12 protein-coding genes are annotated in these 11,734 nt (G+C 67.5%); 11 read left to right on the top strand and 1 reads right to left on the bottom strand.

Annotated elements, in window-relative coordinates:
* From groEL to ABW137_RS21635, 8 genes are all read left to right on the top strand, one after another.
* The coding region (groEL, locus tag ABW137_RS21670) for a chaperonin GroEL (RefSeq protein WP_526403499.1) at positions 1-890 on the top strand (890 nt) is incomplete at its 5' end.
* Positions 891-1,149: 259 nt separating this feature from the next.
* Complete coding sequence (gene pdxR, locus ABW137_RS21665) at positions 1,150-2,475, top strand: MocR-like pyridoxine biosynthesis transcription factor PdxR (RefSeq protein WP_526403498.1); 1,326 nt, start codon at positions 1,150-1,152, stop codon at positions 2,473-2,475.
* A gap of 75 nt (positions 2,476-2,550) precedes the next feature.
* Complete coding sequence (locus ABW137_RS21660; RefSeq protein WP_526403497.1) at positions 2,551-2,961, top strand: cupin domain-containing protein; 411 nt, start codon at positions 2,551-2,553, stop codon at positions 2,959-2,961.
* Positions 2,962-2,966: 5 nt separating this feature from the next.
* A complete protein-coding gene (locus ABW137_RS21655; RefSeq protein WP_526403502.1) occupies positions 2,967-3,911 on the top strand; it encodes an NADP-dependent oxidoreductase in 945 nt (314 codons plus the stop codon).
* Complete coding sequence (locus ABW137_RS21650; protein WP_526403496.1) at positions 3,908-4,510, top strand: HD domain-containing protein; 603 nt, start codon at positions 3,908-3,910, stop codon at positions 4,508-4,510. The genes ABW137_RS21655 and ABW137_RS21650 overlap by 4 nt, the downstream gene beginning before the upstream one ends.
* A 210-nt stretch (positions 4,511-4,720) precedes the next feature.
* Positions 4,721-6,211, top strand: a complete 1,491-nt coding sequence (locus ABW137_RS21645) for a threonine/serine exporter family protein (RefSeq protein WP_526403501.1) — start codon at positions 4,721-4,723, stop codon at positions 6,209-6,211.
* A 91-nt stretch (positions 6,212-6,302) separates the two neighbouring features.
* Positions 6,303-8,213 (top strand): primary-amine oxidase, encoded by a 1,911-nt coding sequence (locus ABW137_RS21640; protein WP_526403495.1) that lies wholly within the window; start codon positions 6,303-6,305, stop codon positions 8,211-8,213.
* A 123-nt stretch (positions 8,214-8,336) separates the two neighbouring features.
* Complete coding sequence (locus tag ABW137_RS21635) at positions 8,337-9,116, top strand: DUF4349 domain-containing protein (protein WP_526403500.1); 780 nt, start codon at positions 8,337-8,339, stop codon at positions 9,114-9,116.
* 70 nt (positions 9,117-9,186) lie between these two features.
* Here ABW137_RS21635 and ABW137_RS21630 read toward each other — a convergent pair whose 3' ends face one another.
* Positions 9,187-9,477, bottom strand: a complete 291-nt coding sequence (locus tag ABW137_RS21630; RefSeq protein WP_526403494.1) for a WhiB family transcriptional regulator — start codon at positions 9,475-9,477, stop codon at positions 9,187-9,189.
* Positions 9,478-9,919: 442 nt separating this feature from the next.
* On the opposite strand from ABW137_RS21630, the gene ABW137_RS21625 reads away from it, so the two are divergent.
* The 3 genes from ABW137_RS21625 to ABW137_RS21615 all read left to right on the top strand — a co-directional run.
* Complete coding sequence (locus tag ABW137_RS21625; protein WP_526403493.1) at positions 9,920-10,696, top strand: hypothetical protein; 777 nt, start codon at positions 9,920-9,922, stop codon at positions 10,694-10,696.
* An 86-nt stretch (positions 10,697-10,782) separates the two neighbouring features.
* Positions 10,783-11,361, top strand: a complete 579-nt coding sequence (locus ABW137_RS21620) for an RNA polymerase sigma factor (RefSeq protein ID WP_526403492.1) — start codon at positions 10,783-10,785, stop codon at positions 11,359-11,361.
* On the top strand, positions 11,354-11,734 hold a 381-nt coding region (locus ABW137_RS21615; protein WP_526403491.1), incomplete at its 3' end, for an anti-sigma-D factor RsdA. The genes ABW137_RS21620 and ABW137_RS21615, both read left to right, overlap by 8 nt.

Below are 11,734 nucleotides of genomic sequence, written 5' to 3'. Positions count from 1 at the left end.
TGATCATCGCCGAGGACGTCGAGGGCGAAGCCCTCTCCACCCTGGTGGTGAACGCGATTCGCAAGACGCTCAAGGCCGTCGCCGTCAAGGCGCCGTTCTTCGGCGACCGTCGCAAGGCCTTCCTCGACGACCTTGCGGTGGTCACGGGCGGCCAGGTGGTCAACCCCGACGTGGGTCTGCTGCTGCGCGAGGTCGGCCTGGACGTGCTGGGCACCGCCCGGCGCGTCGTCGTCAGCAAGGACAGCACCGTGATCGTCGACGGCGGCGGCGCGGCCGAGGCCATCGATGGCCGCAAGTCGCAGCTGCGCGCCGAGATCGAGGCGTCCGATTCGGACTGGGACCGCGAGAAGCTCGAGGAGCGTCTGGCCAAGCTGGCCGGCGGCGTCGCCGTCATCAAGGTCGGCGCTGCCACCGAGACGGACCTCAAGAAGCGCAAGGAAGCCGTCGAGGACGCGGTCTCCGCGGCCAAGGCAGCCATCGAAGAGGGCATCGTCATCGGCGGTGGCTCCGCACTCGTCCAGGCCGGGTCGGTTCTGAAGGCGCTGCGCGAGTCGCTCAAGGGCGACGAGGCGCTCGGTGTCGACGTGTTCGCGTCGGCGCTGTCCTCGCCGCTGTACTGGATCGCCACCAACGCCGGGCTGGACGGCTCGGTCGTGGTGAACAAGGTGTCGAGCCTGCCGGCCGGGCAGGGCTTCAACGCCGCGACCCTCGCCTACGGCGACCTGCTCGCCGACGGCGTCGTCGATCCGGTCAAGGTGACCCGCTCCGCGGTGGTCAACGCGGCGTCGGTGGCCAGGATGATCCTGACCACCGAGACCGCCATCGTGGACAAGCCAGCGGAGGAAGAGGACCACGGCGGCCACGGACACTCGCACGGCCATTCGCACTAGTTCGTAACGAATCACCCCCGGTCCGGGTTGGGCCGGGGGTGATTCGTCGTTTGGGCCGATGAACGTGCCTTGGAAAACATCGTCAGACCGTGGCGACGACCGACACTCGAAGCCGTTGTCGCGTGTTCTAAGTTGAACCATGGCCGGTACTGCGCCGAGACCATCGGCGCGATCCAACGCCCTTCCAACGACCCCAACACCGGTCGCCGGCCTCGACCTGCACCTGGACCGTCCCGGCGGCCGGGTACGTGACAGCTTGATGGACGCCATTCGTCACGCCATCCGGACGGGGCGGTTGCTGCCGGGGACGCGGTTGCCATCGAGCCGTGCGCTGGCAACCGACCTGGGCCTCGCGCGGAACACCGTGGCGCGCGCGTACGCCGAGCTCATCGCCGAGGGCTGGTTGTCCGCACACCAGGGCTCGAGCACCGTGGTGTCGCGACGTGGCGCCGAGGCCGCACGGTCCGTCGCCGCACCACCCACACGTCCGACGCCACGCCGATTGGACCATGACCTGCGGCCCGGTCATCCCGACCTGTCGTCGTTTCCTCGGGCCGAGTGGGGCCGCGCGGTCACGCGAGCATTGAATGCGGCGCCGTCCGAGGCGTTCGGATACGGCGACCCGCATGGCAGACCCGAACTCCGCAACGCGCTTGCGCAGTACCTCGCTCGGGCGCGGGGGGTTCGGGCCCAGCCATGCAACATCGTCGTGTGCAGTGGGGCTGCCGAGGGCCTGACCCTCGTCGCGGGCGCTCTGGCCGACGTCGGCGTCACCGCCGTTGCCGTCGAGGAGTTCGGTCTCCCCGCGCAACGGGCGTCGCTCGGCAAAGCGGGATTGCGTTCTCCCGCACTGTCGGTCGACTCCCTTGGCGCTGACGTCCAAGCACTCCAAGGCATGGCCCAGGTGGGCGGTGTGTTGCTCACGCCGTCGCACCAGTTCCCGCTCGGCGTCTCCTTGCACTCCGACCGCCGCGCCGCAGTCATCGACTGGGCCCGAAGGACCGGCGGAGTGATCATCGAGGACGACTACGACGGCGAGTTCCGGTATGACCGCAGGCCCGTCGGTGCGCTGCACGGTGTCGATCCCGAGCGCGTCGTCTACATGGGCACGGCGAGCAAGTCGCTGGCGCCGGGGCTCCGACTCGGTTGGCTGGTATTGCCGGGACGACTCGTCGAAGCGGTGGTCGCAAGGAAGGGGGAAACCGAAGAGACGTCTGGCGTCGTCGAACAGTTGGCACTGGCCGACTTCATCGAAGCCGGTTCCTACGACAGGCACATTCGCACCAGGCGGGCCGAGTATCGCCGCCGCCGCGAGCAACTCGTCGCGGCGGTCGCCGGGTCGTCACCGAAGACCGTGGTGAGCGGCATGCCCGCGGGCCTGCACGTGACGCTCGAACAACTCGATGCCGACGAAGGCGCGTCGTCTGGTCGCCCGGCGTGGCGACGGCTCGGCATGGAGAGCCTCGAGTTCTATCGCCATCCCGAAACCGGCAGCGTACGTAACGGTTTGGTGGTCGGGTTCGCCGCCCCCGCGCCGAGTGCCTGGTCGGCAGCCTTGGCGGCGCTGGTTCGGGTATTGCCCTGACGCGCACGACTGGCCCCCACGCGCCGGCCCCAAGTGGCCCATCGCCAGGGCCACCCCGAGGTTAGCGTTGAAGGCATGTTGACTACCGGAGACACGAAGGTCACCGACCTGTCGTGCGTCACCCCGCCACCCATACCCGCAGGCGCACACGCCATGACGCAGCTGGTCGAGCTTCCCCCGGCGGACGCGGGATTGGACCCGCATCGCCATTCGGGGCCGGTGTTTGGTTACATGTTGGAGGGCAGGATGCTCTTCGAGCTCGAGGGTCAAGCTCCCGTCGAAATAATTGCGGGAGAGGCATTTTGGGAGCCCGGTGGCGACGTGGTGCATTATCAGACCAGGAATCTGGAGGCGTCGCAGTGGAGCCGCTTCCTGGCGGTCTGTCTCTGCGCTCCCGGTGTCGACATGATCACCATGCTCGAGCCACGAGAAATCGCAGCACGCGATGCGATGCGGCATCCCAGTGCTCGCAGGCAGGCGCCGTGACGACCATGCGGGCAATCATCGCGAAGGACCGCGCTGCAGGCATCGACGGCCTCGAGCTTGCCCACGTCGCCTACCCCCACGCTGCGGAGAACGACGTCATCGTGCGCGTGCACGCGGCGGGGTTCACCCCTGGCGAGCTCGACTGGCCCGGCACCTGGACCGACCGAGCGGGACGTGAAAGGACGCCGACCATTCCCGGCCACGAGGTCTCCGGGGTCATTGCCGAAATGGGTTACGGCACTACCGGATTCACGGTCGGTGAGCGCGTCTTCGGGATCACCGACTGGTGCCGCAACGGCACGCTGGCCGAATTCGTCGCGGTCGAGGCGCGCAACCTGGCCACGCTGTCGACGGGGGTGGGCCACGTCGCCGCCGCCGCGCTCCCGGTCTCGGGCCTCACGGCGTGGCAGGGACTCTTCACCCACGGCGGTCTCGAAGCCGGACAGACCGTCCTGATCCATGGCGCTGCGGGTGGCGTCGGTTCGCTTGCCGTCCAACTGGCGCGGGCGGCGGGCGCCCGGGTGATCGGGACCGGCCGCACCATGCACCGGCAGGCCATCCTCGGGTTGGGTGCGGAGGTCTTCGTGGACCTCGACCACGAGCAGCTCGAAAGCATCGGCGAAGTCGATGTGGTCTTCGACGTGTTTGGCGGTGACCTACTGGACCGCTCGGGAGCGTTGGTGCGCCCCGGCGGTGCACTCGTCAGCATCGCCGAACCACCACGGACCCGGCCCGACGCCGCGCGAGTCGTCTTCTTCGTCGTCGAACCGGACCGCGCCGGGCTTGCCGCCTTGGAGGTCAGGCTTCGGGAGGGCCTGCTGCGTCCACTCGTCGGGGAGACGTACGCACTCGAAGACGCTCCCGGCGCGTTCGGACCGACCCGCCGTGGTCCCGGCAAGCCAATCATCCGCGTCGTCGACGACGACCAACCCGAAGCGGCAGATAGATGACCGACTTTCCGCAGACGCCAGCGGCGAAGGCCGCACTCTCGGTGGCGACTCGCTTCTATTCGCCCGCGCTGCTCAATCACTGCGTCCGGTCGTACCTGTGGGGAGCGACGTACGCGGCCGCCCACGGCATCGGCTTCGACGACGAGCTCCTCTACGTCTCGGCGATGCTTCACGACATCGCGCTCACCGACCCATTCGACAGTCGCCGAATGCCCTTCGAGGAGGCGGGTGGTGACTTGGCCTGGGTGTTCGGGACCGCGGTCGGGTGGCCCCCCGATCGCGCAGCCAGGGCACGGGAGATCATCGTGCTGCACATGCGCGGCGACGTCTCGTCGGCCGCCGACCCCGAATCGCACCTCCTGCAGGTCGCCACCGGCTGGGACGTCGTCGGGCGTCGGCCGGAGGAATTCCCCGCCGAGACGAGGACCCACATTCTGGGGCGCCATCCAAGGCTGGGGTTTGGTGCCGAGTTCGTCGCATGCTTCGAGGACCAGGCGACGCACAAGCCGGGCAGCGCCGCTGCCGCGTCGATGGCCAACGACGGCGCTCGGCGCATCGCGGCCAATCCGCTCGATACCCATTCGACACTCGATACCTAGGGGTGTCTGATGCCGCGGCCGGTCGGTGCGGCGGGCGGGTGTGCTGAGTCTCACTGGACGTGTGCGCCGGTTTACCACCTGCCATGAGTAAACTTGGTTTTGCTCCTGACGTGATCGTCAACGGCAGCGGGATGACCGCGCCAAGCGAGCGACAACCAACCAAATGCGTGCGGCGAAGTCAGTTCGTCATTTCAACGGGAGGGCACTGTGGTGGAGGCGACCCGCGATCGCGCGGGCCAGCAATGGCGTGCGCGTCGTCGCGAGATCCTGAGCCGAATCGTCAGGGAGACCGATCCGCCGACGGACGCACTCCCGCGGATGACGAAGTCCCGTAGCGCCGAACTCGACGCCGCCTATTACGAGAACGTGGTCGAGGCACTCGATCTGGCCGGGACCAGCGGCGCCATCCTGATGGCGTCCGGGATGCCAGCCACGGCCACGATGGACCAGGTCAGAGCCATCACCACCGCGTTCGGCGTCGAGCGCTGCGAGGTCGACGTCATCAACACGACGATTCACGTCGCCGCCTACCGGGGGCCGACGTCGCCGCCCGCCAGTGCACTCCACATCGTGCAGTCACGATCGCTGGACTTCAGCCGACTGGCCGCGGTCGACCGTTTGATCGTTCGCATCCGCGCGGGCGAGGTGTCGCCGTCGGATGCGCGTGACGAGCTCGACGCCATCGTCACCGCGCCGCACCCCTACAAGCGGTGGGTCGCCACCCTCGCCTGGGGTGCGCTGGCCTTCGCGACGGCAGGAACCCTTGGTGCCAGCTGGCTGGCCTGCGTGGTCAGCGCCATCAGCGCCATGGCGGTCGATCGGGTCAACCGCCTCCTCAACCGGCACGGCCTGCCGTTCTTCTTCCAGTACGCAGTGGGTGGCGCGATCGCGACCGCCCCTGCGTTGGTGCTCTACTGGCTGAGCCCCAAGCTGGGAGTGCAGTTCGAGCCGACCGTGGCGATTGCCGCTGGGCTCGTCGTGCTGCTGGCTGGGCTCTCACTGGTGGGCTCGGTAGGCGACGTCATCACGGGCGCCCCGGTGACCGCGGCCGCCCGCTTCTTCGAGTTGGTCATGATGACCGCCGCGACGATCGCCGGGGTGGCGTTGGTGCTGCACCTCGCCCAACGATTCGGGGCGCCGTTCGTCGCCATCAGCGCAGAGGCGCCGCCCGCCCTCGCGGAATGGCCAGCACGCGTCGCGTTCGGCGCGGCAAGCGCGGCGGCCTACGCACTCGCTTGCTACGCCGAGCGGAGCGCCGCGGTGGCCGCGGCATTCGGTGGTGCGGCGGGCACCGTCGTGTTCCTGCTGGCCCAGGGGTGGGGTCTCGGTGCCGTCGTCGCCTCGTTCGCAGCGGCGGTTCCCATCGGCCTTGTCGGCCGCCTGATGGAGCGTCGTAATCTGGCGCCGCCGCTGGTCGTGTCGATCGCGGGCATCGTGCCCCTGCTGCCCGGCCTTGCGCTACTGCACGGCATCTACGCAATCCTCAACGACCAGCACGCCGTCGGATTCGCGTCGGTGTTGGGAGCGCTGGCGATCGGTACCGCGCTCGCCGCTGGGGTCACGCTAGGGGAGTGGAGCTCGATCAAGGTTCGGCGCCGCCGAATGGCGGATCGGCGCCGCAGTCGTATGGCGCGGCGCGCCGGGGTCGTCGCGGGGCCGACCACCGCGACTCGACCGAACACCTCACCGCAGGCAGGGTAGGCACTGGTCTTCGTCGGCAAAGGGCGATTTCGGCAGTACGACCGCGTCCATGCGGGGCACACTTAGCCGACACCCACCGGACGGGAGCCCCATGCCGCAGCATCCTCTTGAACCACTCTCGGCCGACGAATTTCGGCAGACCGCCACCGTCCTGCGGCGGGAGGGTCGGATCGGAGACACCTTTCGCTTCGCCTCGATCGAGCTGAAGGAGCCGGCGAAGGCAGAGGTCAAGGCATGGCGACCGGGCGACGCCGTGCCACGCATCGCGTTCGCGGTGGTGCTCGATCGTGCCGAGAACAAGACCTACGAGGCCACCGTCGACCTGACGGGTGACTCGGTGGTCTCGTTCGAGCACGTCGACGGCGTCACGCCGAACTTCACCGTCGACGAGTTCCACGCCGTCGACGAGGCCATGCGCGAGCACCCCGATGTCGTTGCCGCGCTTGCCAAGCGAGGATTCACCGACCTGAGCCTGTTGCTGATGGACGTGTGGACGTACGGCAAGGCGATGATGCCCGAGCAGCACGCACACCGGCGGCTCGGCTGGTGCGACCTGTGGGCTCGCGAGACGCCAGAAGGCAACCCGTTCGCCCACCCGATCTCCGGGCTGAAGCTGTTGGTGGACATGAACACGCTCGAGTTGCTGGAGATCGAGGATCACCACGATTATGGGCGTCCGGATGTCGACGCCGAATACGTCCCGTCGGTCCGCGGCACCACGGTGCGCGACGATCTCAAACCCCTGCACATCACTCAGCCCGAAGGCGCGTCGTTCACCGTCGAGGGAACCGAGTTGAAGTGGCAGAACTGGACGATGCGACTCGGGTTCAACTATCGCGAAGGCCCGGTCATCTACCAGGTCACCTTCGACGACGACGGCGTCACCCGTGACGTCGCCTACCGGATGTCGTTCGCCGAAATGGTGGTGCCCTACCGCGATCCCACGTTCGACCACTACCGGCGGACCGCATATGACATCGGCGAGTGGGGTCTCGGATTCATGACCACGTCGTTGGAGCTGGGTTGCGACTGTCTCGGCGAAATCGCGTATGTCGATGCGACACTGCATGATTGGACCGGCGAGCCGCGCGAGATCAAAAACGCGATCTGCCTCCACGAGGAGGACAACGCCGTGCTGTGGAAGCACGTCGACGAGCGGATGGGCGCCGAGGTGCGCAGGCAACGCCGCATGGTGGTCTCGTGCCATGCGACGGTGGCGAACTACGAATACCTGGTCTACTGGCGGTTCTACCAAGACGGCAACATCGAGTGCGAGGTCCGCGCCACCGGGATCATGGTGACGACCCCGTTCCCCGAGGGTGCGGAGGCGCCCCCCTACGGGACCGTCGTCGACAAGAATTCGTACGCGCCGTTCCACCAGCACTTCATCGTGGCCCGACTCGACCTCGACGTCGATGGTGCGGAGAACACGGTGATGGAGGTCGATTCCGTGGCGCCGCCGGTGTCGGAGGAGAACCCGTACGGGCTGGCGCTCGTCACCAAGTCGACGCCGATCAGATCCGAGGCGGAGGCCGGCCGCGACTACGACTGGGGCACCCAGCGGGCGTGGAAGGTGGTCAATCCCAACAAGTTCAACAAACACGGCACCAACGTGTCCTACAAGCTGGCGCCAGGTGCCTGCTTCCCGGCCCTGATGGATCCGTCGACTCCGCAGTACCTTCGCGCACCCGTCATCGGACACACCCTGTGGGTCACCAAGAACAGCGACGACGAGCGCTGGCCTGCGGGCGCCTACCCGGTTCAGTCCGAAGTGGACAAGGGGATGAGCGAGTGGATCAAGGACGACGCCTCGCTGGAGAACACCGACGTGGTCCTGTGGTACGTATTCGGCATTCACCACATCACCCGCGTGGAGGAATGGCCGATCATGGCCGTCGATACGGTGTCGTTCTGGCTCAAGCCCTCTGGCTTCTTCGACCGCAATCCATCGATCGACGCACCCCCGACCGTCAAGGCCGAGGGCGGCACCTGTCACGCCTGATGTGGTGAACCGGCCGCCTTTCGCGTCTCGATGGCTAGGTTGCCAGGTATGAGTGACGATTCGAGCAAGATGGGCCGGACCCGGTTCGCGACGGCTCTCGCAGCAATTGCGGCGATCGGTCTGCTGGCGGCGTGCTCCGGGTCGGGGTCATCCTCCGGGTCGGAGACGGCCCCGGCCGCGGGCATGACCGCCGTTGCCGAAGCACCAGCACCGCAGCAGCCGCCGCCGGATCTGACGGCCAAGCGTGACGTCGTCAAGACGGCGTCGATGACGATCGACGTCGACAGCACGTCCGAGGCCGCCGACAGGGCGGCGGTAATCGTCGAGGACGCTGCCGGACGCGTGGACAGTCGGTCCGAGGATGCGGGATCCGGCGGCGGTCGAGCTCACACCTCGGTCGTCCTGCGGGTCCCTGCCGACAAGCTCGACGGTGTGGTGCGGCAACTGAAGACACTCGGGTCGGTGCGGACCGCGGAGACCACTTCGGAGGACGTGACGGCGCAGCGGGTGGATCTCGACGCCAGGATCAAGGCCCTGCAGACCTCGGTGGACCGGCTCTTGACGATCATGCGCGATGCGAGGGATCCCGATGCGCTCATCAAGGCCGAGGAGGCGTTGTCGCAGCGCCAGGCGGATCTGGACAGCCTCCGCGCGCAGCGCGATCAACTCGGCGATCGAATCGACTACAGCACGGTCGACGTCACGTTCATCGCCGATCAGATCGGCGGCCCCGCGCAGTATCAGGGATTCCTTGGTCAGATCGAGCGAGGCTGGGATGGGTTGCTCTCGGTGGTCAGCGCCGTCGTGTTGCTGTTCGGCCTGCTCCTCCCGTGGCTGGCGGCGCTCACCGTCTTCGTTGCGCTCGTCTATGCCGTCGTCCGGCTAGCTCGTCGCGCTCGATAGCAACACTCGCAAAGGTCCCCGACACGCCGGGCGTGCGGGGACCTCTGCGATGTTCTCGATGTGTGGAATTTCAGGCGGAGCGGCGGATGCCCCGCTTGAGCAGGAGCTCACGTTCGGACTCGCTGAGCCCGCCCCAGATGCCGTAGGGCTCGCCCACGGCCAGCGCATGGGATCTGCACTGAGCGACGACGGGGCAACGCCTGCACATCTCCTTGGCACGCATCTCGCGTTGAGCGCGAGCGCGGCCGCGCTCGCCGTCGGGGTGGAAGAACATCGACGAATCGACGCCTCGGCAAAGTCCTGACATCTGCCAATCCCAGATGTCTGCGTTTGGCCCGGGCAACTGCTGCGGCTGTGGCATGGGGAAAATCCCTCTCTACGCGTATCTTTCGCGGGCGATCGAAAAGCGTGAGTCGAAGAACCGGTCCGAGCACATGTCGCCGATGACTACTCGTGCACACAAACTAGAAGGGCTCGCGAACTTGGGTCAATAGCGTGAGCGTGTGCTCAACCACATAAGCACAAGCTGAGAATTTACATCACGTTCATCCTTGCGACCTGCGCGAAACGAGAAGGGTGGTTACGAAACGCCAACTGTCCGATCTCGATTCACGTTTCCGCTGTTCGGGCGCGCCAGCTCGCCGACCAGCACCGACCGTCGCTACGAACGAGTTGACGTGGTGGTAACACCGCGACCACAAACTGTTAACCAAAGTTCGTCCGGCCACGGCGCACCTGGTTTGCGGGCGGCACAGGTTCCCACGATTGGGTCGCTTTCGACCGCTTGATAGCGTCCCCAACGGATGACTACCTTCATCGACGTCGCGCTCGGTGCCGACCCAGGACGCTGGCCGCTGCCGACTGCGGTCACTGCCGAGGAGTTGTGGCTTCGGGCGGTTGCAGCCGGCGGACAAGGCCGGTACGCCGCAGCCGTGGCCGATCTCGAGGCACTGACGCGACTGCAATCCCGCGGCCGGGCGGCATCGCTTGCCGCGAGCACCAGGGGGTCGTTCCTGCGGCAGCTCGGCGGGCACGATTCCGCGAGGACGTGGGACGGGTCCGCGTTCGCCCTCGCCGGCCCCGACGTCGACGCGGCGGCCGATGCGCTGATCGGACTGGCGGCCGATGCGCTCGGAGTGGGCAGGTTCGCGGCGTCGAGCACGTTGTTGCGGCGCGCCGAACAGCTCGTCGGACGGGAGCGCGCCGACCGCATTCCCGTGCGGCTCGCCTGGGTGAGCGCCGAACTCGCGATGGCAACCGGACACGCGGCCGCCGTCGAACACGCCGAGCGGGCGGTCGCCCTCGCCGCGCCGACCGGATCAGCCCGACACGTCGTGAAATCCCAGGTCGTGCTGGCCGCAGCGCTGTGCAGCGTCGGCGCACTGGAGGCGGCGCGGGTGGTCGCCGACGCGGCGCTGGTGGATGCCGAACGCCTTGGCCTGATCCCGCTGAGCTGGGCTTTGGCGTCCCTCCTCGCCGACATCGGCAGTACCGCCCTGGCGCCGGCCGAGATAGTGGCAGCTCGCGACGCGTTCGCCGCCGAGGTTCGCCACCGCGGCGGTAGGTGGACGGCGCGGTGACGCTGCGAGTCACTTCCTGATCATTAGTCTTAGCTGACACATCCGCTCGATGTGCCTCATCCGTAACGCTGGAGATATCGCCCACGATGACAATTTCGGGAGACAGTCTCGATGGTGTCGTTGCCAGAGCGGTGAACGGCGATCGGGATGCACTCCGGGAAGTGCTGGAGACCATCCGGCCGATCGTCTACCGCTATTGCCGGGCGAGGGTCGGCACTGCGGAGCGAAGTGGCCTCTCGGCAGACGACGTAGCTCAGGAGGTGTGCTTGGCCGCCATCACGGCGCTGCCGCGCTACAAGGATCAGGGACGACCCTTCCTGGCCTTCGTATACGGCATCGCCGCTCACAAGGTTGCCGACGCATTCAGAGCCATGGGACGAAACCAATCCGACGCCACCGACACCCTGCCGGACCGCGCGTCATCCGACCTGGGGCCCGAGCAACTCGCGATGAACGCCGAGGCCTCCGCCCGGATGGAGCGACTGCTCGCCGTGCTTCCCGAAAAGCAACGGGAGATCGTGATCCTCCGAATCGTGGTCGGCATGAGTGCGGAGGAGACCGCCGAGGCGGTCGGCAGTACCGCAGGCGCGGTGCGTGTCGCGCAGCACCGAGCGCTGACCAAACTGAAGTCCGAGCTAGACGGAAGGAGGGAAGGACGTGCCTGATTTCGGCCGCTGGACCTCCAACGGGGGCGACCCGTCGCTCAACGACGTCAACCGCGTCGACCGCTTCTTCGAGGCGCTCAGCACCAATGAGACCGCCTACTCGACCGACCATGAAGAGGCCGACCTCGCCTTCCTGCTCGCCGACTGGCGCGACGAGGTCCGCAGCGCGCCGGTGACCGCACCCGTCACCAGTCGCGACGCCCTCGAAGCGTTGAACGCCGGCCTCGGCTCCCGCCGTCGCGGCCGCGCGACGCTCGCACTCGTCAGCACGGCGGCTGCCGCGGTGCTCTGCATCGGCGGCTTCGGCGCTGCGGTGTACTCGGCAGGTCCCGGTGACGCGTTCTACGGCATCCGGACGTCGCTGTTCGGGGAG

Source organism: Mycobacterium sp. (assembly GCF_040509115.1).
Lineage (GTDB): Bacteria > Actinomycetota > Actinomycetes > Mycobacteriales > Mycobacteriaceae > Mycobacterium.
This window is presented reverse-complemented; position numbering and strand designations above follow the sequence as displayed.